Source organism: Alphaproteobacteria bacterium (assembly GCA_040905865.1).
Classification (GTDB): Bacteria; Pseudomonadota; Alphaproteobacteria; order UBA8366.
This window is the reverse complement of record JBBDQU010000065.1, coordinates 58,906-82,437: the sequence shown is the minus strand read 5'-3', so window position 1 is coordinate 82,437 and position 23,532 is coordinate 58,906. Positions and strand designations below refer to the sequence as shown.

The following is a 23,532-nucleotide window of genomic DNA, read 5'->3' as shown; positions in this document are numbered from 1 at the left end:
GCAAACGAAACTGTCGCATCCGTCGGGGAGGCCGCCTAGATGATTGTCAGTGCATAAATGTAATGCACCGTTATTAACAAAATTGAAAATCGAATGTCGGTGAGGTACGCTATTGGCTGATTGAATCAAAGCTCCAAGGAGTGCAGATAGAGGCTGCTCATCCCAATGATTGATCGAGAATCCCGAGACCGGCTAGCTACCGCTATACGGCATTACGTTGCCGGGTTGATTACTAACGACGACCTAGCGGACATCCAAGTCGATTGGCGTGACCGAGGGGCTGTTGCCGTTCATCAGATGTCTTGGAATCTATACTCAGACACTAACCAACACTATGCGAAACATAAACACCACTTGCACAAAGAGGCGAGGAAGCAGATTGCGACGTGGATCGTTTTCTTGCATTCGGATCGAGAATATTTGTGGCCGGAGTATTCGTTCATGGAATGCAAAGACTGGTGCATGAACCTCCTGACTTTTGGATGGTGGGAAAGGCAGAGAATACGCAAATGGGAAGAATTTTTGGAAGCCGGTGATTTTTCAGTCTGGCCGTACTGTAGCGAGGCTGAACACCAAGAGGATCTCCGTAACCCACGGCTTTTGAGTGGGTCTAGCAGACAATCCAAAATCGACAATGTCAGCCAACAAGTGCTTTGACGGAGACGTCGCCATTAGAGAACAGGAAATTATGCGACAATCAGGCGACCTTGCATAAACACCACATATGTCCGGAGCCAAGTCTTGTTTTATGCGGCAAATCGGTGACAGCCCCAAAATTACAAGTGAACTGCACCCCCTGAGTGAGACACGGAAATCAGGGACAGTGCAAAATATTGAAGTCACATGCGAAATTTGCATGAGAAAATTATAGCCATACTTGTCCCACCCCACCCGCATGACGGATACTCCACCCCAACGGACACAACACACACGAGGGGGCGGGTCGCGATGACGACACCGGCAGTATTCGACGTTACGGGAAAATGTATCCTGGTCACCGGCGCGGGGCGCGGGATCGGGAAGGGGATCGCGCAGGTGCTGGCGGAGGCCGGGGCCGATGTGGCGATCAATGCGCTGACGGATAAATACGCGGCGCCGCTGGCCGCCGACCTGGCCAAGGCGACCGGACGCAAGGTTGTCGCCGTCACCGGCGACGTGACCGGTGCGGCGGGGGCGCAGGGCGTGATCGACGCGGGTATCGAACGGCTGGGCCGCATTGACGTGCTGGTCAACGCGCTGGGCGATTCGATCCGCAAGCCGCTGGTCGCCCTGCCCGGCAAGGAAAACGCGCTGCAGCAGATATCCGAGGCAGACCTGCGCTTCATCGTCGATATCAACCTGACCGAGGCGCTGATGTGCACCCGCGCGGTGGGGCCGCACATGCTGGCGCGCGGGTCGGGCAAGGTGATCAATATCTCGTCGTTCACCGCCCAGTCGCGCGGCGCGGATCTGGTGCTGTACACCGCCGGCAAGGCGGCGCTGACCGGCTTCACCCGCACCCAGGCGCTGGAATGGGCGCCTTACGGGCTGACCGTCAACGCCATCGCGCCGGGCATGTTCCCGGACCCGGTGACCTCCGGCGACGACGCCGTGGCCGCGACGAAGGAACGGGCGAAAACCGTGGTGCCGCTTGGCCGGGTCGGCGAATTGAAGGAAGTCGGCTACCTGGCGCTGTACCTGTCCGCCGCCGCGTCGGACTACATGACCGGGCAGACGCTGATCATCGACGGGGGCGTGTGCCTGTAATGCCGGCCGAAAAACCGAAGCTGCGGCTGGGCGCGTTCATGCGGCCGGTCAGCATCCATACGGCGGCCTGGCGCTATCCGGGCGGCACGCCGGATGCGAATTTCAGCCTGCAGGCGCTTGTCCGCTACGCGCAGACGCTGGAGCGCGGCTGTTTCGACGCCTTCTTCATGGCCGACCACCTGGCGGTGCTGAACATGCCGATGGCGGCGCTGAAGCGCAGCGCGACGGTCACATCCTTCGATCCCCTCACCCTGCTGCCGGCGCTGGCGATGGTGACGACGCATCTGGGGCTGATCGCCACCGCCTCCACCACTTTCGAGCCGCCCTACATGGTGGCGCGGCGCTTCGCCTCGCTGGACCATATCAGCAACGGGCGCGCGGGCTGGAACATCGTCACGACGTCCAACCCGGACGCCGCGCTGAATTTCGGCCAGAAGGAACAGATGGAACACGCCGCGCGCTATCGCCGGGCGCGCGAATATTACGACGTGGTCACCGGGCTGTGGGACAGCTGGGCCGATGACGCCTTCATCCGCGACGTGGACAGCGGCGTCTATTTCGATCCGGAACGGCTGCACACCCTGAACCATGAAGGCGAGTTCCTGTCGGTGCGCGGGCCGCTGAATATCGGCCGCCCGGTGCAGGGCTGGCCGCTGATCGTGCAGGCCGGCGCGTCGGAAGACGGCAAACAGCTGGCGGCGGAAACGGCGGAGATGGTGTTCACCTCGCAGCGCACGCTGAAGGAAGGGCAGGAATTCTACGCCGATGTGAAAGGCAGAATGGCCACCGCCGGGCGCAATCCGGACCATATGAAGATCCTGCCGGGCGCGCTGGTCGTGGTCGGCGACAGCGAGGCGGAGGCGCGGGAGAAACGCGCGCTGCTGGACAGCCTGGTGCATTACGACAGCGGCATCGCCGCGCTGTCCATCGCGCTGGGCGTGGATGCGCGGCCGTTCGACCCGGACGCGCCGTTGCCGCCGATCCCGGAAACCAACGCCAGCAAGAGCGGCCGCGCGCGCGTGCTGCGCATGGCGAAGGAGGAAGGGCTGAACGTCCGCCAGCTCGCCGGGCGCATGGGCGGCTATGCGGGGCACGCGCTGGTCGGCACGCCCGCCGCCATCGCCGACGAAATGGAGGTCTGGCTGATGGAGAAGGGCTCGGACGGGTTCAACGTCATGTTCCCCTACCTGCCCGCCGGGCTGGACGATTTCGTCGACAGGGTGGTGCCGGAACTGCAGCGCCGGGGCATCTTCCGCACCGCGTATGAGGGCGCTACGCTACGGGAGAATCTTGGCCTGCCAAGACCGGAAAACCGGTTCTTTCCGTGATGACCGGCGGGCCCGCAAACGGAGGAGACTGTCATGCCGCATGAAATTTTGAAACTGACCAGCGTCCATCCGACGGACGGCTATTCGCATGTCGCGAAGGTCGGGAACACCTATTACCTCTCCGGCCAGGTGTCCAGGGACATCCGGGGTAACCTGGCCGGGCGCGGCGATATCGAGGCGCAGGTGCGCCAGGTGCTCACCAATATGCGCAACATCCTGCAGGAATGCGGCGGCGGCATGGGCAATGTGGCCAAGCTCACCACGCTGCTGACCCATCCGAGCTATCGCGACGCCTACCGCAAGGTGCGGGCCGAGTTCTTCCAGGACCCGCCCCCGGCGAATACGCTGATCATCGTGGAAAGCCTGGCCGCGCCGGAATATCTCGTGGAAATCGAAGCCGTCGCGGTGATCGACTGAGCGGCGTCGGGGATAGCGCGGTCAGGCTCCCGCCGGATCGGAGAGCGCTTCCGGCGATCCTGTCCTGGCGCCTTCCATCACGGCGCCCGCGGTGTCCGCCGCGGTCATGTCGCAGCCGCGCAAATCCGCCCGCACCAGCGTGGCGCTCAGAAACAGGGCGCCCGCCACCGCGGCGCCGTTGAGCGTGGCGTCCGTCAGCGTGGCGTCGGTAAAATCCGCCTTGGCCAGGTTCGACGTCGCAGCCTTGCCGGTACGCCTGCCGTTCCTGTCCTGAATGTGCAGCACGCCGATATTCGCCCTGCGCAGGTTCGCCGCTTTCAGGTCGGCGCCGGACAGATTGACGCCGCGCAGATCCGCCTCGGCCAGGTTGGCGCCGGCGAGGTTCGCGCCGGAGAGATCGCACATGGCGAGCGTGCAGCCCTTCAGCCGGGCGCCGGCCAGGCACACGCCGGCCAGTCCCGCGGCGGAGAAATCGATGCCGGACAGGTCAATTCGGCTCAGGTCGAGACCGGTGAAATCCGCGCGGGAACCCTCCTTCCCGCCGCTCTTCAGCCAGTCCCCGTGCTGCCGCAGCACAATGGCGAGATCCTCATCCGGCTTCGATACCGGCGAATCCAGCGTTGCATAGGACATGTTGGTCTGGCTCAGGTCGACGCCGACAAGGCAGGCGTCGCGCAGGTCCGCTTCCACCAGCGACGCGCCCGCCAGCACCGCGCCGGTCAGGTTCGCGCCGGCGAGCACCGCGCCCTTGAGGCGCGCGTTGCTCAGATTGGCCCCCCGCAGATCCGCGCCGGTGAGGTCGACCTGCGGCATCTGCGCCCCGCGAAAATTACACGCGACGCAGCTCGTCTCGGACATGTCCGCGTGGTCCAGGTCCGAATTGGCGAACTGGGCCTGATCCAGCTGCGCCCGGGAAAGATTCGTCGCCGCCTCGGGCTGGTCGCTGGCGTAGCGGCCCGCGCGCAGGTCCGCATTGTTGAAATTCGCGCCTTCCAGCGTGGCGCCGTGCAGCCGCGCGCCGCGCAGATCCGCGTACTGAAAATTCGTGCGAATGCATCTGGCGCGCTCCAGCGTGGCGCCGAAAAGATCGGCCTCGCTCAGGTCCGTGTCGCTCAGATTGCACTCGCCGAAATGGGCGCCGGGCGCGATGATCGATTTCAGGTCGAACCCGGCGAGGCTGAGCCCCGTCAATCGCCGCGAAGACAGATTGCCCCGCATACCGCCCTTGTTCATGCGGTACAGCAGGTGGTTCTTTATTATCCTGGCGATCGGATCAGGCGGCATGCCGGACACTTACAATGGAAATTCTTAATCTTGTATTACCTTCATAGTTTATCGTTAATTTTCGGTAAATGCCGGCGGCGCCGCCCGCCGGACGATCAGGCCCGGGGGACAATCAGGCCCGGGCGTTCAATATCATCTCCGCCGCCTTTTCGCCGATCATGATCGACGGCGCGTTGGTATTGCCGGAAATCAGGGTCGGCATGATCGAGGCGTCCGCGACCCGCAAACCCTGGATTCCCCGGACCCGCAGCCGGTCATCGACGACGGCCATGTCGTCCGGGCCCATCTTGCAGGTGCCGACCGGGTGGTAGGTCGTCTCGCCTACTTCCTTCACCCATTGCAGGATATCCTCGTCGGATTGCTTCTCCGTCCCCGGCGCGATCTCGGTCGTGTCGATGGCCCGCATCGCCGGCGCGGTCATCAGTTCGCGGGCGATCCGGACAGCGCGGATGGTGATTTCCGCATCCGGCGCGGCCGACAGGAAATTGAAGTTGATCGCCGGCGGCTTCGTCGGGTCGGCGGCGGCGATGTGCACGCTGCCCCTGCTTTCCGGCCGCATGACATGGGCGTAGCAGGTGAAGCCCTGCCGTTTCGATATCCTGTAATTCGCCTCGTACAGCAGCGGCACCCAGCCGAGCAGCACGTCCGGCGCCTCCAGCCCGTCGCGGCTTTTCACAAAGGCGCGCATCGGCGCGGTCGGGATACCCATCAGCCCCTTGCGGGTCAGCATGTAGCGCAGCGCGATGCCCGCCAGCCCGATGCCGCGCGCCTTGTCGTTATACGTGATACCGGGCTTGCCGACGGCCCAGCGGGTGCGCGGCGCGTAATGGTCGCGCAGGTTCTCGCCGACGCCGTTCAGCCCGTGTTTCACTTCGATGCCCAGCGCCCGCAGCCGCCCCGGCTGGCCGATTCCCGACAGTTCCAGGATCTGCGGCGAATTGATCGTCCCGGCGCTGAGCACGACCTCGCGACTCGCCCGCGCCTCGCATTTCCGGCCGTTCGCCGAATAGCGCACGCCGGTGCAGCGCGTGCCGTCCAGCATCAGGCTCTCGGTCAGCGCGCCGGTTTCGATTGTCAGGTTGCGGCGGCGCCTGATCGGATCCAGGTAGCAATACGCGGTGCTCATCCGGCGGCCGGCGGCGATGGTTGCCTGGCTCATGGAAATGCCTTCCTGGGTCGCGCCGTTATAGTCCGCGACATGCGGGATACCGACCTGCGCCGCCGCCTCGACCAGCGCGTCGTATAGCGGCCCTTTCTCGTCCGGCAAGGTCACCCGCAGCGGGCCTTCGCGGCCCCGGTATTCGTCGTCGCCGCCCTCGTAGCTTTCGAGGCGCTTGAATACCGGCAGCACGTCGTCATAGCTCCAGCCCCTGTTCCCCATCTGCGCCCAGGTATCGTAATCCTGACGCTGGCCGCGCACGAAGACCAGCCCGTTGATCGAACTGGATCCGCCCAGCAGCTTGCCGCGCGGCACCGGAACGCGGCGGCCGTTGGTGTTCGCTTCCGGCTCCGCGGTGTAGCACCAGTTGGCCAGCGGATTGGCCAGCAGCGCCCGCGCGCCGAAGGGAAAACGCGACAGGGGATGGCTCGGCGGGCCGGCTTCCAGCAGCAGCACGCGATGGTCCGGATTCGCCGACAACCGGTGCGCCACCGCCGAACCGGCCGAACCCGCCCCGACAATGATGTAGTCGTATGTTTCTGTATTCGCGTCCGCCATGGACCCTTCCCCCGGTTTTATCGATGATTTGTCAGTGCGTTCGCGCTGTCGGGGGACCAGTTTAGGGGATATCGCCGTATTGCTCCACGGGTGCTTGCGGCAGCGGGTATTATCGCGGAGTATCGCCCGTTCGCGGCGCGAATGTACATCAGGAGCCGGAATGCCCGACACCGAAAGAGAAGAAAGAATTCACCTCGCCACGGCCGAGGCGCAGGATCTGGCCGAAAGGGCGATGCGCGGCGTCGGCTATGATCCGGCGGATGCCCGGATTCTCGCCGACCATGTGATGGATGCGGCGCTGTGCGGGTATGAATATTCCGGTTTGCCGAAACTGCTGAACGTCGTTGACGCGCCCGATTTCAGGGAGCCCCGCCAGACGCCCCGTGTACTGAAGGAAAGTCCTGTTACCGCGCTGATGGACGGCGGCAACCAGAGCGGCATGATCGGCATCCACTACGCAACACAGGAAGCCATCCGCCGCGCCACGGCGCGGGGGCTCGCGGTCGTCTGCATGGCGAATACCTGGATGAGCGGTCGCAGCGCCTATTACTGCGAAGCGATCGCGCGGGCGGGGCTGGTCGGAATCCATACGGTCAGTTCCCCGGCGCAGGTCGCGCCCTTCGGCGGGGCGGGACCGGCGCTTGGCACCAATCCAATCGCCTTCGGCTTTCCGTCGGAAGGCGACCCGCTGGTCATCGACATGGGGACGTCGGCCTTCATGGCGACGGACCTGCAGCTGCGCGAACGCATGGGCGCGCCGATCCCGGACGGCGTCGCGCTGGATGCTTCGGGGCGACCGACCACCGATGCGCGCGAAGCGCGGCGCGGCACGCTGCTGCCCTTCGGCGGGCCCGAGGGCGGCTACAAGGGATTCGGCCTGGCGCTGGCCATGGACGCAATCGGCGCACTCTGCGCCGAGGCGCGGGAAGCCGGCGATGTGCGCGGCTACATGATCATGGCCTTCAAGCCGGACCTGTTCGTTTCCCTGGACGACTACCGGCGCGAACTGGCGGCGCGCATTGCCGCGATAAAGGCGGTACCGCGCCGGCCGGGCGTGGACGAAATCCGTCTGCCAGGCGAACGCGGCTACCGCGTGCGCGAGGTGCTGCGCCGCGAAGGGATCGAAATCGACCGCCGGATTTACGACGCGCTGTGCCGGCTGGCGCAGGGGCGACTCGACCACGGCGCCGGCGCCATATGATGGGCTGGCAGCGCCGGAAATCTGGAACCTGAAATCTGAAGCAGAACGGGGAGGATCAATTCATGGCTCAGGACAAGCGGACCGCGCTGATCACCGGATCGGGGCGCAATATCGGCAAGGCCATCGCGCTGCATCTTGCCGCATCCGGCTACAACATCGTGCTCAACGGTTCCCGCGACCGCGCCGCCTGCGAGGCGGTGGCTGACGAAATCAAGAAACTTGGCGCGGAATCGATGGTCGAGATGTGCGATATCGGCGATGCCGGCAAGGTCAAGGCCATGGCGCAATCCGCCATCGACCGCTTCGGCAGCGTAGACGTGCTGGTCAACAACGCCGCGATCCGACCCGACGGCGACTTCCTGAAGTCGAGCGAGGCGGACTGGAACCGCGTCATGGATACCAATTTCTATTCCGCCTATCACCTTGCCCGCGCCTGTGCGCCGGGCATGCTGGCGAAGGGCTGGGGCCGCATCATCCATTTCACCGGCATGAACGCGCAACAGGGCTATGCGGGCAAGGCGGCGGTAAGCGTGTCCAAACACGCGCTGTGGGGCCTTACAAAGTCGCTATCGAAGGAGTTCGGACCGCAGGGCGTGACGACCAACATCATTTCGCCGGGCACCTTCCCCGATATCAGCGAGGACGTCTCCGCGCCGCGCTACCAGGCGCTGCTCCGGAACAACCCGGCGGGACGGCTCGGCACCCCCGACGATATCGCCGCGATGGTCGACCTGCTGGTGACGGACCAGGGCGGTTTCATCAACGGCCAGATGCTGCAGATCAACGGCGGGGTAATCAATCAGTTTTAGCAGGGTGCGGAAGAATGCGGTTTTGCGGCCGGGACAGCCGTTCCAGATCGGCTATGGCGAGCAGGAGAATATCCTCGTCATAGACGGTCTCCCGGCCGGCGATCATTGACGCCGCGAGGATGCGGAGCTTGGCGATGACGCCATCCATTGTCGCGGCAGGCGTATCGGCGAGGCTGCGCATTGCCGGATGCCATTTTTCGCTATGGGCGGCGAATGCGGCGTCGATTTCAGCCGGACCATCGCCCGCGACGTCGCACAGGGCGTTTTCATCCGCCAGACGGGACCGCTCGGCGGCCAGCGCGCGAAGATACATGTCCAGTGTCAGTACCGGGTCCTGCGCCATGCGCTCCTCCCCCCGTAAATCCCGTCGGCCCGCTATTGGTCCTGCGTCGCTGAGGATTTCTGGTGTGCATTATTTACCCGAACGATTAACAATTTGTTACGAGTAACGCCCCGCCGGTCAAACCGTGGTGGCAGTCGACCGTGACGTGCCGGGATGTGTTTGGGGAACCAAATTGTCAGCATGCAGGGTCCGCCACGCGGGCAACCGGATGGTGACAGTCGTGCCGCAGTTCTTCAGGCTGTCGATCTTCAGGACACCGCCGTGAAGCTCCGTCAGGGCCTTCGACAGCGGAAGCCCAAGGCCGGTGCCGTCGTATTTCCGGTTGAGTTCGCTGTCAATCTGACCGAATTTGAGCAACGCCTTTTCAACTTCCTCCGGCGACATCCCGATACCGTTATCACAGGTCTGGAATTCGAACGCACCGGTGTCCAGGCACCGGATTTTCAGGACGACCTTGCCGTTCGAATGCGTGAACTTGATCGCATTGCTCAGGATGTTGACCAGGATCTGTTTGATTTTCCGCTCGTCGGCAAACAGCGGCGGCAGGTTCTCCTCCAGTTCCATTTCAAGCGTGACGTCGCCTTTCACCGCATGCGGGTTAATAAGGATAATGAGGGCGCGCACCACTTCGGCGATATCGATACTCTCTTCATTGAGGTCATCAAAACCGGACTCCACCTTGGAAAGGTCAAGAATGTCGTTAATCAACGACAGGAGATGAATGCCCGAATTGTGGATATCCTTCACGTAACTGCGATAGCGCGTCGACCCCAGCGGCCCGAGGCGTTCCGACTCCAGCACCTCTGAAAACCCGATTATCGCGTTCAGCGGCGTCCGGAGTTCGTGACTCATGTTCGCGATGAATTCGGACTTCGAGCGGTTGGCAATTTCCGCTTCCTCCTTCGACTCGATCAGGGCATGGCGCGCTTCCGTCTCCTTCGTGACGTCGCGTCCGGTACCCCGGTATCCGCTAAACGTTCCATCGCTGTCGAATGTCGGCTTGCCGGACACCGCCCACCACCTGACGGAACCGTCCGCGTCATTGCAGCTGTAACGGATATCACGAAACGGCCTGCGATTTTCCAGGTCGTCCGCAAGCCGTCTTGCGACACTCTCACTGATGCTGATCTCGCCGTCTTTCCTGTCCCCCGTCAGCAGCGTCTGAAGCGGCTCCACGGAAAGAACGAATGGCCCGTCGGAGGAATAGTCGATCCTGAGATCCCTGTCGGTCGACCAGAACAGATCGGATGCTATTTCCGCAAAGTCGCGAAACCTGATCTCGTTTTCACGCAAGATCCGTTCGTCTTCGTCACTGCGTAACTGGCTGGCGCGCTTCTGCCAGATCGCGAGACCGAGGAATCCGCAACCAAATGCGCCGATGACGACCAGCAGAATGACCAGCCAGAAGCGGATCTGCTCCAGTGTCGGCGCCCGGCGGATCTCAAGCATGAAGGTTGCATTCTTCTCGCTTAGCGGTATTTGCGACGTGAACGATTTGATGAACGGCAGGCGGACGCTCTGCTGTTTCGGCACATGTTCGAACAACGTCCTGCTGGATTCGTTCTCCGAATCATCGGACACGAGGAAGGTGATCTCCAGGTCGCTGTAATCTTTAATGATTTTTTCGAGAAACCGGCGCGGATCGATGATCAGCGCAATGATGCCGCTGGTCTGAATCTTGCGCAGGCTCTCCGTGGTGGGCGATGTGTAGCCAAGATAGAACGCCTTGAAGACAAATATGCGTTCCCCGAGATTCGGGAGGATTACCGAATTGGAAATCGCCACCTGTCCGCTCGCGATCGCTGTCGCCAGGGCATCGGCCAGAGCCGGGTTGGAAAGCAGGTCAAAGCCAATGAGCGGCGCATTCATGGGATCGAAGGGTTCAAGAACGACAATCGGCAGGTGAAACTTGCGGCCGGACGTCCGTTTCCTGATTTCACCGTCGATATGTTCGCTCAGGCTGAACTGGACGTAGCCGTTACGCTGCATCCGTTCTTCCATCGCGGCACGATTCTCCGCCTCCAGCACGTTCGCCTGCACGATCGCGTCGACGAACGGGTAGGCCGCAAGAAGTTCGCGTGACTGTCCTGCGAATTCATGGTTTTTTATATTGTCGCTTGAATGGTGCAGCCCGGCCAGCGATGTGAGGATCGCATCGGTATTGCCGAACTGCTGCGCCAGCATTCGCTGCATGCTGGATACGCGTTCGTCGAACGCCGTTTTCGATGCGCCCAGGTCAAGCCATATGGCCAGCACGGCCAGGGAAACGCATGTCAGGCCGGTAAACACCGAAAATCCGACAGTATCAAATGTCCTGAACGGCCAGCGATAGCGGATTGCAGTCAACCTACAGTACCTTTTTGGCTTTTCGCATCATACTGACAGGCAGCGTGATCTTCGCCGCATCGATGATTTTCGGATTTACCCAGATATCGCGCCGGCTGTTGGGGACAACGGGGATCGCCGAAGGCGAAATCCCGCCGAGGATCGCAAGCGCTGCTTTCGCCGCCCATTCTCCCTGTTCCTCGGGTACTTTCGTGACGCCGACGATCGCGAAAGGCATCATCCAGTCATGATTGGTTACACTCAGTTTGCCGGTCAGCTTCAGCACGCCCGCCTGCGCCCGCGCTTCGTCCCAGTCATTTATACCGGCATTGCTGCCAAGAACGACGAGATCTGTTTCCTGCGCCCGCTCATAGGCCTGCAGCCATTTTTCAGTCGAATCGACCAGCGCGAATTCAAGTTCGAAACCAAGCTGTTCCGCCGCCTCCCTGAACCGTTCCAGGTTCTTACTTTCCGTCAGGGTATCGGCGCCCAGGTAAAAGGCCCGGCGAAGGTTCGGTACGATATCCATTGCACTTTTCAGCATCGGCATGATCGGCGCCACCTCAATCATGCCGGTCATATTGCTGTAGGGAAATCCGTATTCCTCCGCGGTCCAGTTTATGCCGGAAAAGACGAACGGAACCGCATGATCCCTGAAGTACGGCTGAATCAGGTATTTCGCGGCATTGTCGTCCGCGGTAATCACGACATCCGGCTTCCACGAATCGATAATGTCTTTCGCTTCGAGCGCGATTTGCTTTTTTACTTCCACGGATTTCCGGTGCTTTGAATCCATGTTGAATTGGCGGTACTGGCATTTGCCGTCAAGGACGGCGCGAAGACCGCGCTCCACGCCGTCCGACCAGGCGTATCCCTGATGATAGGAAGAAACGAAGAGGCATTTTTTTTCGGCGGCTTCCGTAACGGCGGCGGGCGCCAATACCGACCCGACTAGCGTGAACGTCAAAACGACCGGGAACCAATTCACGGGCACCATAACCTTATCCTTTCCAAAAACGATCGCCGCCCGACCGGACAGGAACCATGTCCGCTTTCATGCGCGCAACCAGCCATAGCTTCTCGTTTGAAACGTTGCTCATACTTTAACCAAGTTTATGCGCGAGTGATTTATTAAAGATTAACGGATTACCGTCGGAGGCAGTTTGCCGGCGGATTTCTCCCCTCCAGCCGGATTCGCGCCATCGGGAAAATGGCGCGGTTTCTGGATTGAGGCAATTCGCAACCGGGTCTCCCCATCGGCAAAAGTTTGCCCGGGTTATTACAGAATCATGGATCAAAGACTTGCGCTCCCCGCACCTGTAACTGTATCAGCTACAAACAGCCACCCCGGCGTGATATCCATATTGGTTAAGGAATCAGCCGGTATTTATAACCCTTTCGCCGCGGTCCCGGTCCCGCCGCATAGCCGCCAACCGGATGTCCTCGCCTTGGCAATAATCAGGTAGAAACCACCGACGTGGAATTTCAGCTGGAATGGTTGTTTGCGGCGATGGTCGTGTTCATCGCCTATATGGTTCGCGGCATGGCCGGATTCGGATCCGGGCTTATCGCCGTGCCCTTGCTGGCCATGGTGTTTCCGGTCCACTTCGTCGTGCCGGTTGTCGTGTTGTTCGATTATATCGGTTCCGCCAGCCAGGGCATTCGTAACCACGACAAGATTGTATGGCGCGAGGAACTTGTGCTGATTCCATTCACTCTTGTCGGCGTTGCTCTGGGCCTCACCGTGCTGCAGTCGCTGGCATCGTCGACGCTGAAGCAGGCATTGGCGGTTTTCGTGATCATTTACGCCGTGTATCAGATCCTGCCACTGCCGGTTTTGCGGGGGTCACGGGTTCTGGCGGTCCCCTGCGGCCTCCTGGGCGGCATGATCGGCACGCTATTTGGCACGGGCGGACCGTTCTACATTATCTATTTCAACCTGCGCGGCTTGGACAAGGACGCCTCGCGGGCGACCTTCTCGGCCAACTTCCTGATCGATGGCGCCATTAGACTCGCCGCATTTGCGTCCTTCGGCCTGCTGACAGGCGATATGGCATTGGCCATTCTGGCCGGCCTGCCGCTGATCGCCGCCGGCCTGTGGGTCGGCGGGCGCGCTCATGCCATCATGTCGACCCAGGCCTATGTCCATCTGGTCAGCATATTGCTGTTCGTCAGCGGCATTATCCTGCTGTTGCGGAACTAAAAATCGTCTTGAACGCGCATTGCCGCGGGTGATTCCGGTTAATCCGGTTCCCGCGCAGGGGTTCACATCGCCCGTGTCGTCACCAGATAGTAACGACAAGGAGGTATTCGCATGAATTCGCTTCACGTCAGCAGAAATCCCGCGAACCCGCCGGCGGAGCCGGACCCGCCGGTCACGCCACCACCGATTATCATTCCCGAACGGCCGCCGGTGAAGCCGCCGCCGGATGAGGCGCCGGACGACCCGATTGATGACCCGCCATTCGAACCGCCGCCGCAGGATCCGCCGCGCCCGCATCCCGAACCGCCGCCGGTGCATGTCGCCTACCGGTCCGTCCCATGACAGACAATCGAGGCGCGGTTCCGCCCTGACCGCCATTCGGATCGGCATAGCGGTAACGACGCCGCAAATCGTTGCCCCGTGTCGTACTCCTTGGTACGGTCCCGGCCTGCGCGCGGCATCCGGCCGCCATTATGACGAAAGCGAAACCGATGTCTCATAAGGGCTTCCCCACACTCGACCTGCTGATCACGCCGCAGGAACTGCACGACAAACTCGGCCAGGTCAGCATCCTCGATTTCCGACCGGCGGAAGACTATGCGGCAGGACATATTCCAGGCACGCAGCATCTCGATCTCTACGGCGTCAGCCTGAACGACACGTCGGAAGCGCCGCTGAACGCCTTCCTGGCAATGTTCCAGGCGCAGTTCGCCTCACGCGGCGTCACCATGGACCGGCCGGTTGTGATCTATGACAGTGAAACCGGCGAACGCGCGGCGCGTGGCGTATGGCTGCTGACCGTGCTGGGCCACAGGGACGTTCGTATCCTCGACGGCGGCGCACAGGGATGGCTCGATGCCGGCTACGACCTGACTACAGAGCCATCGCCCCCGTCCGGCGGCGGATTGTCGGGCGAGCGCAACCTGACCGAACTGGCGACCCGGTTCGATGTGCATGCCGGGCTGAAGGACGACAGCGTCGTGCTGATCGACACAAGGCGGGAAACCGAATATCTGGGCACGGAAAAGCGCGCCCGGCGCGTCGGCACCATGCCGGGCGCGGTGCATATCTTCTGGCGCGACCACCTGGACGACAAGGGCGCGCTACTGCCCGCCGACAAAATCCGCGCCATGTATGAATCGAAGGGCGTCACCCCGGACAAGACCTGCATCCCCTACTGCCAGGGCGGATACCGGTCGGCCAGCACCTGGATCGTGCTGAAATCGCTGGGCTATCCGAAGGTGAAGAACTACATGGGCTCCTGGGGCGAATGGGGCAACCGGGACGACTCGGCGATCGTTTCCGCCGCCGACAACAAATAGCCAGGGAAACGCGGGCGCCGGGCAATCTGCAGCCGTCCGGCGCCTTAAGCCTTCGTCGTCCAGTAACCCGGATCGGCCGGAAACACGGAGGTCGTCTCGATCCGTTCGGTCGGACCGTCCAGCGTATCCGCCGCCGCCTTCCATACGGCGTAATGCGGCGCCGCGCGGTGCGCCTCTACCGCCGCCTCGTCCACATAGACTTCATAGAAGTAATAGACGTTCGGGTCGCTGACATCCTTCAGCACGTTGAAACGGCAGCAGCCGGGCTCGTCCCGCTCGGAACCCAGCGCATCGACCTCGATCGCCTTGAGGAATTTTTCGTGCATATCCGGTTTCACCCGGACCTTGATCCATTTGGCAAGCATGGTGTTCTCCCTTGTTGATTATCCGTCGATTGGTTGCGTCAGAAAGGACGGTCACCCTTGATCGTGACGCGATGCATCCGCCGGCGCCTGCCGGCGTAGTCGTTCAGCGCATGGTGCTGGGTGCAGCGGTTGTCCCACACCGCGAGCGCCCCGGGGGTCCAGCGGAAGCGGCAGGTGAATTCCGGCCGGATGACATGCCGGCACAGGAAATCGATCAGCGGCCGGCTTTCCGCTTCGGTCATGCCGCGGAAGCGCTTCGTATGGCTGCTGTTCACATAGATCGCCTTGCCGCCCGTTTCGGGATGGGTGCGGATAACCGGATGTTCGGATTCGTAGACTTCGGCCTCGACCGCATAGGCGTCCTTCATGCCGTTCAGCGTGGCCATCGCCGCCTTGCGGCCGCCGCGATAGGGACCTTCGGAGGAATTGACGCCGACCAGACCGGCCAGCAGCGCCTTCATCCCGTCGGATAGCGCGTCATAGGCCATCGCCGTATTGGCGAACAGCGTATCGCCGCCGTAATCGGGAACCTCCACCGCGCTCAGCACCGAACCCAGGGCCGGCTTCTCCATATAGGTCGTGTCGGAATGCCAGGAACCGCCGAAATTCTTCGTATCCGTCTCGGTCTTGAGGATTTCGATGACTTCCGGCGCATCCGGCAGGCCCTGGAGAAACGGATAGAGATCCGGTTCGCCGAATATACGGGTGAAGCGCAGTTCCTGCTGCGGCGTCAGGTGCTGGTCGCGGAAGAACAGCACATGATGCTTCAGGAAGGCTGCGTGAATTTCCGCCGCGACGCTGTTGGAAAATTCCTGGCGCAGGTCGACGCCGGAAATTTCCGCGCCCAGCGCACCAGCCACCGGCTGAATATCCATTATACACTGCCTCCCGCTTCCATGCCTTCCCCGGCAAAGTCAAAGAGCATCTGATTGTCCGCGCCCAGTTGCGGGGCCGGTCTGCCAAAGCCCGGGCGCTCGCCGTCGATGGATACCGGCAGGCCAAGAAGCCTGAAATCCGCGTCCGGGCTGGATTGCAGCATGCCGGTCGCCAGGGTCTGCGCGTGGCGCATCACCTCGGCCAGGTCCTGGACCGGGGCGTTCGGAATGCCCGCGGCGTCCAGCAGCGCGGCCCATTCCGCGCGCGGCCGGCGGGAGACCGCTGCCTGGATGACCGCGCTCAGCGACGCCTCATTCGCCATCCGGTCGCTGACGGTCCGGTAGCGCGGATCCTGCGCCAGTTCCGGGTGACCGAGCAACCCGCACAGCTTCACGAACTGCCCGTCGGTCGCGGTCGTGATCATCAGCAGCCCGTCGGACGCCGGGTAGGCATTGTTCGGCGCCACCAGCGGTCCGCGCAGCCCGCTGCGGCCCGGCGCGGCGCCGCCGGCCAGCATCTGCACCACCGGCATGATCATCATGTTCAGCGCGGATTCGAACAGCGACGCATCGACGACGCCGCCCCGGCCCGTATTCGCCCGGCGCAGCAGCGCCGCCTGAATGCCGATGGTCGCCCAGGTCGCGGTGGCGATATCGACAATCGACACGCCGACCCGGCTGGGCGGGCGGTCCGCTTCGCCGGTAACGCTGACGATACCGGAAAAGGCCTGCATCAGCGGGTCGTATCCCGCCAGGTCCTTCAGCGGCCCCGACCGGCCGAACCCGCTGATATTGCAATAGACCAGCCGCGGCGCCGCCGCGCACAGGGCCGTTGCGCCAAGGCCAAGCTTGTCCATCGCGCCGGGCCGGGTGTTCTGGACAACGACATCCGCCTTTTCCGTCATGAAGCGGAACAGCACGTCACGGTCTTCCAGCCGTCGCAGGTCCACCGCGATGGATCGCTTGCCGCGGTTCAGCGCCTGGAACGTGCTCGGCAATCCGCCGACATGGGGCGGCGACCACTGCCGCACCGGATCGCCGCCATTGACCGGTTCGAACTTGAACACCTCCGCGCCCAGATCGCCGAGGATCCGGGCGGTAAACGGCCCGGCGATCGTGTTTCCGAACTCGGCGACGACAATACCTTCCAGAGGACGCTGTTCCATGACCTGCCCGTACCCATACAAAACGACGGGCAACACCATGCCGCGCCGCGCCCGAACGGGCAAGCCGGTCAGCGCGACGACTTGTGAAAACGGGACTTGCCGCAAGGAAGACAGTCGTATACCGTTCTGTTTTTGTTCTTGAACAATGCAGCCATGCCATTACAGCGTACTGAGGCGGAAAAAATTATTTGGGCATTGCGGACCCTGATTGCGGACACGTTGCGGACCCTAAAAATGCATTTAAAACAGTGACTTAAGCGGGCTTATGCCCAAATAATTATTGCAGCGTCCGAATCTGCTAAGTCATTGATATTACACAGGCGCAATTTGATTGCGGCTACTATTGCGGCTATTCTTCAGTCGGCTCTGGTGTTGTCATATCTTTTAACGCATCGACCCATTCGCGCAAATCATTGACGCCTCCTATTGCCGCACCCTCATCGATTAGTGCCCTAATTGCGCCTCCCAAGCCTAGTTCGGCGTCATCCATCATATATAAAACCAAGCGTTCTCGTTCTGCCTGGTTGAGTGCCCCATCCTTTTTTGAAAAAATATAATCAAGAATAGGATGCAAAAATAACACTAATAACTTATCGACTATTCGCTTATCCAAATAATCTCGCTCGAATGGGGAGCCGTTACCAGTAAGAACCCAGTTCACATTTACTCCGATTACAGCAAGTTTTGCGAGAGCATTACTATTCGGCTGCCTTTTTCCTTCCATGTAATTGTAAACAGACCGAATTGGGATACCGGAATCTATAGAAAACGCCAAATGCGTCATGTGTTCTGCAGGTCGATAATTCTCGACAGCGTATCTGAATCTTTCAGCGACAGTGTTCATTTGAGCAGTCATATATTGTAATACTGTCCGTTTGTGCATAAACTGGGTGCATGAATACCCCAAACCGTACCACAAAACAGCAGGCATGCCAGATATCTCAACGCTCTACCCTCTATAATCGGGTCAGGGCCGGCTTTATTCTCAAGGGCACGACACTCAACGAATGGTGCCGCGCAAACAATGTACTACGGCAGTATGCCGAGAAGTGCATCAAGGATGAGCGAAAGGGACCGAAGTCTCTGGCATTGAAGGCGCGGATTCAGCGCGCGGCGGGGATCGGTCTGCGATGGAGTTAGCATGGATCGACGCGTCGGCCTTCGCTGAGGCAGCGGGTATCACTGCACGGCCAGCACGATTTGCCCTTTCCCGAGCCCATGCTGGCCACCCGTGGCGAAAGCATAATCTGATCGTCCGCACAGTCCGGGGCAAAGGCGGCAAGAGCGGCGTGCAGTACCAGGTGCGGGTCGATAGCCTTCCCGCGCCATTGCAGGACGCCTGGCATGCCCAGGCGCTGGTACCCGTAGTGGATGACAGCCCGGTCCAGATCGTCAGCCAGCACTCGAAAACAGCGCATTGGCGGTATGGCGTCATTGAGGACGCTTTGCAGCATCCGGCGCGAACAGCGGAGCGTTCGGAAACTATCGAGCGCCTGTCGCGGAAGTCCGTAGCCTGGCCCAGCGGGCGCTATGCGACAGTCTCCGCAAAATCGATCCGGCGCTGGATTCGGGACTACGAAGCCGGGGGCATGGCCGGCCTGCGGGATCGCCAGCGGTCGGATAAAGGCGCGAGCCGGGTCTTCATCAGCCGGACATGGAGCGACGGCGTTCCGTTCGATGATGCTACGAAGGCGCGGATTGCCGAAACGGTACAGCGCAAAACGCGGTCGTTCTTTGCGGAAAACCTGTCTATCGGCTGGCAGTGGATCGCGCGTTTCGCCAACGAGACCTTGTATGAAGAGACTTTAGACGCCGGTTACGACACCGATAAAAGGCGTCTCAGAGCCATTTGCACAGTGAGCCGCCCCTTCGTGGAAGCCGCGCGGCCCTATCGTGAAATTGCAATATATGACAAGGACCGGAAACGCCATTTCGACAGGTCGGCGCCACGGATAAAGCGGAGCCGCGACGGGCGGCTTCCGATGGATATCGTCGTCGGTGACGTTCACCCTATCGATATCCTCCTGCCCCGGCCTGGCGGCGGGACGTTCACGCCGAAACTCGTTGCCTGGTACGATCTGGCGACGAACCGGTTCTTTTTCTGGCCGGTTTTCCTGAAGAAGGGCGAAGGCGTCCGCCAGGAGCATGTCGTCGAATCAGTTATTGCCATGGCGCTGCATCCCGAATGGGGCATGCCGCAAAACCTCTATCTGGACAACGGCGGCGAATACAACTGGGCCGGCCTTATCGACGACGCAATGCAGCTCAATACGACGATCCGTCACCTGGACTCGGACCCCGAGCTGGCGAAGATATTTCGGGCGCGTTCTTCGGCGATCATCAAGGCGCGGCCCTACAATGCCCCGGCGAAGGCAATCGAAGGCGGGTTCGGTGTCCTGGAAGGCGGCGTATTCTCGATGCTGCCGGGATGGATTGGCGGCAACCGAATGAAGAAAAAAACCGCCAATGTCGGCAGGGAACCGAAGCCGTATCCTCATGGCGAACACCGTTTCCGGGAGGACCTGGCGAACGCCCTGGCGGCATACGAGACAACGCCGCAATCGGGGTTTCTCGCCGGATTATCGCCGCGTCAGAAATTTGCGGAAGCCGTCGAAGCCGGTTGGCAGCGCATGGATATTGAAGAGACAGCGCTGCGCGCCGTATTTGCCAGGACCGTGTCGCGGAAAGTCAGCCAGGGCGCGTTCACCCTGAACAACGTTTCCTATACATCCCGCGAAATCCAGCGGCTTCCGGCCGGCACACAAATATATATCCGGGTACCGGTTTCAGGTGACCTGTCGCAGCTTGCCGTGTGCGACCGGCATGAAAAATACATAGGCCTGGCCGTGCCCGATGTTGCATTCGATATTCTCGATCCGGCCGGCGCCAGGGAGGCCGCGAAACGGCAGAGCGTCAACCGCCGGGCCATCAATGAAATGCGCGGCGATGTAGATCCCGTCGATATGCGGGCAGAGTTGAAGCGCCTGGCGGAACGCGCGGATGCAGCGCCGGTTCCCGAAAGCGCCGGGACAATACGGCTTTCCGACACCATGCGGGCTATCGGCAGGGACATGGCCGCAACGCCCGGTGAACGCAAGGCCATCGAGCGGGCGCAAGCCGAGGCGGATCGCCAGGCGTTTCGCGACGCCAGCGACAAGTTTTTAGGAAAGTCGAAAAACCGGAGGGCGGCGCGGTAGCAGCCGGCCGCCCTCCATTGTGGCCCCGAAAAGGCCGTCTCTAAGCAGGAGAATGATATGCCGGAAGTCATCGATTTTTTCAACCGGAGAAGCGATCCCGGTTTTTGTGAAACGCCGACTGCCACCGATATCATCCGGGTTCTCGAAATGACACGCGAACTCCGCGATATCGGCCTTATCGTCGGCGCGCCTGGCGTCGGCAAGACGACAACGTTGCGCTGGTACAGGGAGCAAAACCCGAATACGCGATACTGCCTGATGAACCCGGCCGTGGCGTCCATGTCGGCGGCATTGCAACTGATCTGCAAGGCGTTGACCGGGTATTCGCCCCAACGGGCTGCGGAAATTCATCACGTCATGTGCAACGCGACCGAATGGCAGCAAGGCCCGGAATTGCTGATTATCGATGAAGCGCAGCACCTGAACGACCTGACGCTGGATTCGTTGCGTTGCGTAAACGATGAGACGGGATTGCCGATTGTCTTCGCGGGAAACCACACGCTGCGGAACCGGTACAACAACACAAAAAGGGCGTCGTTCGCCCAATTCACGTCGCGGATCGGCCCGAAGCTGTTCCTGGACGAATCGACCTATTCCGATATCGCGGCCCTGGCCAGGCATCATGGCGTAACCGACAGGAAGGCGGTCGCATTCCTGGAGCGCCACAGCATTCATGCCGGGTTGCGGTATGTCGGCAAGCTTCTGGCCATCGCGGGAAAGGGCGGGCCGGTCACGCTGGCCACGTTGAAAGAAGCGTCAATGTCGCTGGGAGACGGGCAATGAGTGGACCCGCGCAAGTAACGATGCGTGAAATCGTCGATATGATATTCAGCATCGGCACCGCCATTGATGAGGTTCGAAATCTTGCGCTTCTGGCGGAAACCCTGGCGGGTGAGATGTGTATCGAAGACAATTCTCTTAGAACCGAGCGCGACTTGGTAATGGCCGTCAATTCCGGAATCGGCGCAATAGCCGAACGGGCAGCAAATGCCCTGGACAATATGGAAGCCGAATTAAGAAAGACGGAAGGGAGTGAAGCGTCATGAGTGGCATTGACAAAAACAGGTTGAACAGCTTTGGCCACAAAATTGGCGATGTCGGCTTTTCCGTTACCAAGGTGCAAAACCTTGCGGCTCTGGCTGATGAAATTGCCGGTGATATGATGGTCGCCCGCGACGGCATGCTCGATGCTCAGCGCGAAAACATTTGCGCCCTGTTGGCGGGAATAGAAGCCATAACAAAGGATACCATCGAGAAGCTGGAAAGGCTGGAACTCGAAATCAAGGGGATGGAGCCGCGCGATGTCCCTCAGTAGAAAACAGACCGCCCTTGTCCACATTGCGAAGAAGCAGCTCGCGCTCACGGAAGATGAATACCGCGGAGTCCTGGCGAAAACGGCCGGGGTTGAATCGTGCAGCGAGCTGGACGGCTACGGCTTCGAGGCCGTCATGCAGTATTTTGCGGCGCTGGGTTTCAAGTCCGGCTTCACCGAGTCCTTTTTCGGCCACCGGCCCGGCAGGGCGAGCCCGAGCCAGGTCGGGCTGATCCGCAAACTCTGGACCGAGTATACGGACGGCAAGGGTGACGACGCATCGCTTGGCAAATGGCTGGACCGGACCTTCCATATATCCGCGCTCCGGTTCCTGACGGCGCAGGATGCGCCGAAGGCAATCACGGCCTTGAAGGCCATGAAGAAGGGGAAAGCACGCCGTGACAATATACAGTGAAGAAGAGCGGCGCCGTCTGCATCTTCCCGGCATCGCGTCAAAGATCGAACGCGATGCCGAGGTTCGCGAATTCATCGAAAAGAATCTGCCTGTGATGACGTTCGCGGCGCTGGGTGACGCCTGCCGCGAACGCTTTGGGCCTGAGCGCTCGCCTTCAAGTTCGGCCATTCACAGGTACTGGAAAACGACACCAGAATACCGCCGCGCTCGTGGCCTGGACGACGACGCGAACTGAGCGCGTGGGAGGGCGTCATTCGGTTTGCCGCGCTCCCACGTACCCGAAAAGCGGAGTCCACGCTTCCACGCCCTCTTATCGGCTCTTAATGGGTATTCAAAAGAGGTGCCGGGCCGGTTATCTGTCCTGCGGCCCGAACAACCAGGATAGCTGCATCGGCGTTACTGCCATAATCGCGCGAGGATCGCCGCTGGTGACCAGCTCCCGCTCATGGCCCGGAGATACCCGGAATTTCCTCAAACGCAAAATTGAACGCTGGAAACGCGATTGCGCGGGACTCCGGCGGCGTCAACCGTAATCGGCCAGGCAATGCGGTGCGAGCCAAAGGCCGATGTACAAGCAGATCGTGAATCCGACAAGCCCAAAGCCGAATAGCCAAGTGACCACTGCGGCCCAAGCGACGGCGGTCGCCATTGCGAAACAAAAAAGGGAGATCTTCTTGGATAAAGGCATGGCTTGATCCTACGCCATGACACCGGGAAGCCGGAAATCAATTTATAAATGCCAGGAAAGCGATTGCTCGGATTTACGCCGGCGACCGGCGCTCCGCGAATTTTCAGAATGACAACGAGGTCATTCTGAAAAATCTCTATCCGGGCGCGAGGCGGAGAATAGCTTATGGATCGCCAGCCAGGCAAAGCGCAGTCGTTGCGCTCTGCCGACCAAAGCGCAGTCGCTGCGCTTTGACGATCACGGATTCAGCATATCCCGTGTCCGGACTTGCCACGCCGCCGCTGCGAGCGCAATGACGGCGTTTCAATCCCCTCCTCGATAACTGCCCGGAACTGTTCCGGGGCGATTTCCCTGTCAAAACCGGACATGATCCGGCTTGCATGGCGGAGGATAGGGGCTTGCTGCACTCCCGAACGATTTTCTACTGCTCCCAGTTCATGAAATTGGCCGAAGTCATCGGCTTCCACGCGACGAACCTTCTTTGCCAGCGTTTCGGGGGCGTGGAGGATGTTCGCGTGCCGGCTGACGCCGGAAAAAACTGTGATTTACGGGATGTCGTCGGCAACGAGAACTTCGAGAAACTTGTCGCGGTCATGGCCGGGCAGAAGATCGATATCCCGTTGCCTCCCCGTGAAACCGCGAAAAAAAGTCAAATCGTCGATGACCTGTTGCGGGGCGAGTACAGTGTTCTGGAAATCGCGCGGCGGAGTGGCGTGACCATGCGATACGTGCGCCACATCAGGTCTTATCTGCGTTCGTTTGACGTCGATATCCCGGCGCAGCCGCCAAGCGCTTCGCCTTCGTCCGACCGGAGCTGAC

At 60.9% G+C, this 23,532-nt stretch carries 24 protein-coding genes; 15 read left to right on the top strand and 9 right to left on the bottom strand.

Annotation, left to right across the window (positions count from 1 at the left end):
* Positions 1-948 precede the first annotated feature (948 nt).
* The 3 genes from WD767_14480 to WD767_14470 are packed head-to-tail and all read left to right on the top strand — an operon-like array spanning position 949 to position 3,491.
* A complete protein-coding gene (locus WD767_14480; GenBank protein MEX2617299.1) occupies positions 949-1,746 on the top strand; it encodes an SDR family oxidoreductase in 798 nt (265 codons plus the stop codon).
* On the top strand, positions 1,746-3,074 hold the full coding sequence (locus WD767_14475) for an LLM class flavin-dependent oxidoreductase (protein MEX2617298.1): 1,329 nt from the start codon (positions 1,746-1,748) through the stop codon (positions 3,072-3,074). Before WD767_14480 ends, WD767_14475 begins: the two co-directional genes overlap by 1 nt.
* Positions 3,075-3,107: 33 nt before the next feature.
* A complete protein-coding gene (locus tag WD767_14470) occupies positions 3,108-3,491 on the top strand; it encodes a RidA family protein (protein MEX2617297.1) in 384 nt (127 codons plus the stop codon).
* Between the two features lie 21 nt (positions 3,492-3,512).
* On the opposite strand, the gene WD767_14465 is transcribed toward WD767_14470, so the two are convergent.
* Together WD767_14465 and WD767_14460 are read right to left on the bottom strand one after the other, a co-directional pair.
* Complete coding sequence (locus WD767_14465; GenBank protein MEX2617296.1) at positions 3,513-4,775, bottom strand: pentapeptide repeat-containing protein; 1,263 nt, start codon at positions 4,773-4,775, stop codon at positions 3,513-3,515.
* Positions 4,776-4,887: 112 nt separating this feature from the next.
* Positions 4,888-6,492, bottom strand: coding sequence for a GMC family oxidoreductase N-terminal domain-containing protein (locus tag WD767_14460; GenBank protein ID MEX2617295.1), 1,605 nt, complete (start codon positions 6,490-6,492; stop codon positions 4,888-4,890).
* Positions 6,493-6,652: 160 nt separating this feature from the next.
* Here WD767_14460 and WD767_14455 point away from each other — a divergent pair, with 160 nt between their 5' ends.
* Positions 6,653-7,693, top strand: a complete 1,041-nt coding sequence (locus tag WD767_14455; GenBank protein ID MEX2617294.1) for an Ldh family oxidoreductase — start codon at positions 6,653-6,655, stop codon at positions 7,691-7,693.
* A gap of 62 nt (positions 7,694-7,755) precedes the next feature.
* Positions 7,756-8,502, top strand: coding sequence for an SDR family oxidoreductase (locus WD767_14450; protein ID MEX2617293.1), 747 nt, complete (start codon positions 7,756-7,758; stop codon positions 8,500-8,502).
* Here the strand turns inward: WD767_14450 and WD767_14445 are convergent.
* From WD767_14445 to WD767_14435, 3 genes are all read right to left on the bottom strand, one after another.
* Positions 8,489-8,845: a hypothetical protein gene (locus WD767_14445; protein ID MEX2617292.1), complete on the bottom strand. Its 357-nt coding sequence runs from the start codon at positions 8,843-8,845 to the stop codon at positions 8,489-8,491. The two genes, WD767_14450 and WD767_14445, sit on opposite strands and share 14 nt — an antisense overlap.
* A 117-nt stretch (positions 8,846-8,962) precedes the next feature.
* The gene (locus WD767_14440) at positions 8,963-11,191 is read right to left on the bottom strand and encodes an ATP-binding protein (protein ID MEX2617291.1); all 2,229 of its coding nucleotides are present in this window, start codon (positions 11,189-11,191) and stop codon (positions 8,963-8,965) included.
* A gap of 1 nt (position 11,192) precedes the next feature.
* Positions 11,193-12,167, bottom strand: coding sequence for an ABC transporter substrate binding protein (locus WD767_14435; GenBank protein MEX2617290.1), 975 nt, complete (start codon positions 12,165-12,167; stop codon positions 11,193-11,195).
* Positions 12,168-12,647: 480 nt separating this feature from the next.
* Between WD767_14435 and WD767_14430 the strand changes: the two genes are divergently transcribed.
* The 3 genes from WD767_14430 (at position 12,648) to WD767_14420 (ending at position 14,695) form a co-directional block, all read left to right on the top strand.
* Positions 12,648-13,373, top strand: a complete 726-nt coding sequence (locus WD767_14430) for a sulfite exporter TauE/SafE family protein (protein MEX2617289.1) — start codon at positions 12,648-12,650, stop codon at positions 13,371-13,373.
* A gap of 111 nt (positions 13,374-13,484) precedes the next feature.
* Positions 13,485-13,715: a hypothetical protein gene (locus WD767_14425; protein MEX2617288.1), complete on the top strand. Its 231-nt coding sequence runs from the start codon at positions 13,485-13,487 to the stop codon at positions 13,713-13,715.
* A 149-nt stretch (positions 13,716-13,864) separates the two neighbouring features.
* Complete coding sequence (locus WD767_14420; protein MEX2617287.1) at positions 13,865-14,695, top strand: sulfurtransferase; 831 nt, start codon at positions 13,865-13,867, stop codon at positions 14,693-14,695.
* A gap of 44 nt (positions 14,696-14,739) precedes the next feature.
* Here WD767_14420 and WD767_14415 read toward each other — a convergent pair whose 3' ends face one another.
* The 4 genes from WD767_14415 to WD767_14400 all read right to left on the bottom strand — a co-directional run bounded on the left by WD767_14415 (position 14,740) and on the right by WD767_14400 (position 18,032).
* Positions 14,740-15,060: a putative quinol monooxygenase gene (locus WD767_14415; protein MEX2617286.1), complete on the bottom strand. Its 321-nt coding sequence runs from the start codon at positions 15,058-15,060 to the stop codon at positions 14,740-14,742.
* 38 nt (positions 15,061-15,098) lie between these two features.
* Positions 15,099-15,935 carry a TauD/TfdA family dioxygenase gene (locus WD767_14410; protein ID MEX2617285.1) on the bottom strand — a complete coding sequence of 279 codons (837 nt, stop codon included), beginning with the start codon at positions 15,933-15,935 and terminating at the stop codon, positions 15,099-15,101.
* Positions 15,935-17,101, bottom strand: a complete 1,167-nt coding sequence (locus WD767_14405; protein ID MEX2617284.1) for a CoA transferase — start codon at positions 17,099-17,101, stop codon at positions 15,935-15,937. Before WD767_14405 ends, WD767_14410 begins: the two co-directional genes overlap by 1 nt.
* A gap of 349 nt (positions 17,102-17,450) precedes the next feature.
* A complete protein-coding gene (locus tag WD767_14400; protein ID MEX2617283.1) occupies positions 17,451-18,032 on the bottom strand; it encodes a hypothetical protein in 582 nt (193 codons plus the stop codon).
* A gap of 199 nt (positions 18,033-18,231) precedes the next feature.
* Here WD767_14400 and WD767_14395 point away from each other — a divergent pair, with 199 nt between their 5' ends.
* The 7 genes from WD767_14395 (at position 18,232) to WD767_14365 (ending at position 23,531) form a co-directional block, all read left to right on the top strand.
* Entirely contained in the window at positions 18,232-20,298 is a 2,067-nt protein-coding gene (locus tag WD767_14395) for a helix-turn-helix domain-containing protein (GenBank protein ID MEX2617282.1), read from the top strand.
* Between the two features lie 147 nt (positions 20,299-20,445).
* A complete protein-coding gene (locus tag WD767_14390; protein MEX2617281.1) occupies positions 20,446-21,081 on the top strand; it encodes an AAA family ATPase in 636 nt (211 codons plus the stop codon).
* The gene (locus tag WD767_14385) at positions 21,078-21,344 is read left to right on the top strand and encodes a hypothetical protein (protein MEX2617280.1); all 267 of its coding nucleotides are present in this window, start codon (positions 21,078-21,080) and stop codon (positions 21,342-21,344) included. Before WD767_14390 ends, WD767_14385 begins: the two co-directional genes overlap by 4 nt.
* Positions 21,341-21,613: a hypothetical protein gene (locus WD767_14380; GenBank protein ID MEX2617279.1), complete on the top strand. Its 273-nt coding sequence runs from the start codon at positions 21,341-21,343 to the stop codon at positions 21,611-21,613. Before WD767_14385 ends, WD767_14380 begins: the two co-directional genes overlap by 4 nt.
* Positions 21,600-22,025, top strand: a complete 426-nt coding sequence (locus WD767_14375) for a regulatory protein GemA (GenBank protein MEX2617278.1) — start codon at positions 21,600-21,602, stop codon at positions 22,023-22,025. The genes WD767_14380 and WD767_14375 overlap by 14 nt, the downstream gene beginning before the upstream one ends.
* Positions 22,009-22,260, top strand: a complete 252-nt coding sequence (locus WD767_14370) for a hypothetical protein (GenBank protein ID MEX2617277.1) — start codon at positions 22,009-22,011, stop codon at positions 22,258-22,260. Before WD767_14375 ends, WD767_14370 begins: the two co-directional genes overlap by 17 nt.
* A gap of 851 nt (positions 22,261-23,111) precedes the next feature.
* Positions 23,112-23,531, top strand: a complete 420-nt coding sequence (locus WD767_14365) for a hypothetical protein (GenBank protein ID MEX2617276.1) — start codon at positions 23,112-23,114, stop codon at positions 23,529-23,531.
* Position 23,532 lies beyond the last annotated feature (1 nt).

Coding starts and splice junctions, on each gene's coding strand:
- WD767_14445 (MEX2617292.1), bottom strand. CDS start 8,845: ATGGCGCAGGACCCGGTACTGACACTGGACATGTATCTTCGCGCGCTG.
- WD767_14425 (MEX2617288.1), top strand. CDS start 13,485: ATGAATTCGCTTCACGTCAGCAGAAATCCCGCGAACCCGCCGGCGGAG.
- WD767_14420 (MEX2617287.1), top strand. CDS start 13,865: ATGTCTCATAAGGGCTTCCCCACACTCGACCTGCTGATCACGCCGCAG.
- WD767_14405 (MEX2617284.1), bottom strand. CDS start 17,101: ATGGAACAGCGTCCTCTGGAAGGTATTGTCGTCGCCGAGTTCGGAAAC.
- WD767_14465 (MEX2617296.1), bottom strand. CDS start 4,775: ATGCCGCCTGATCCGATCGCCAGGATAATAAAGAACCACCTGCTGTAC.
- WD767_14375 (MEX2617278.1), top strand. CDS start 21,600: ATGTCCCTCAGTAGAAAACAGACCGCCCTTGTCCACATTGCGAAGAAG.
- WD767_14435 (MEX2617290.1), bottom strand. CDS start 12,167: ATGGTGCCCGTGAATTGGTTCCCGGTCGTTTTGACGTTCACGCTAGTC.
- WD767_14390 (MEX2617281.1), top strand. CDS start 20,446: ATGACACGCGAACTCCGCGATATCGGCCTTATCGTCGGCGCGCCTGGC.
- WD767_14480 (MEX2617299.1), top strand. CDS start 949: ATGACGACACCGGCAGTATTCGACGTTACGGGAAAATGTATCCTGGTC.
- WD767_14380 (MEX2617279.1), top strand. CDS start 21,341: ATGAGTGGCATTGACAAAAACAGGTTGAACAGCTTTGGCCACAAAATT.
- WD767_14470 (MEX2617297.1), top strand. CDS start 3,108: ATGCCGCATGAAATTTTGAAACTGACCAGCGTCCATCCGACGGACGGC.
- WD767_14400 (MEX2617283.1), bottom strand. CDS start 18,032: ATGCCTGCTGTTTTGTGGTACGGTTTGGGGTATTCATGCACCCAGTTT.
- WD767_14455 (MEX2617294.1), top strand. CDS start 6,653: ATGCCCGACACCGAAAGAGAAGAAAGAATTCACCTCGCCACGGCCGAG.
- WD767_14475 (MEX2617298.1), top strand. CDS start 1,746: ATGCCGGCCGAAAAACCGAAGCTGCGGCTGGGCGCGTTCATGCGGCCG.
- WD767_14395 (MEX2617282.1), top strand. CDS start 18,232: ATGGAGTTAGCATGGATCGACGCGTCGGCCTTCGCTGAGGCAGCGGGT.
- WD767_14385 (MEX2617280.1), top strand. CDS start 21,078: ATGAGTGGACCCGCGCAAGTAACGATGCGTGAAATCGTCGATATGATA.
- WD767_14460 (MEX2617295.1), bottom strand. CDS start 6,492: ATGGCGGACGCGAATACAGAAACATACGACTACATCATTGTCGGGGCG.
- WD767_14450 (MEX2617293.1), top strand. CDS start 7,756: ATGGCTCAGGACAAGCGGACCGCGCTGATCACCGGATCGGGGCGCAAT.
- WD767_14415 (MEX2617286.1), bottom strand. CDS start 15,060: ATGCTTGCCAAATGGATCAAGGTCCGGGTGAAACCGGATATGCACGAA.
- WD767_14410 (MEX2617285.1), bottom strand. CDS start 15,935: ATGGATATTCAGCCGGTGGCTGGTGCGCTGGGCGCGGAAATTTCCGGC.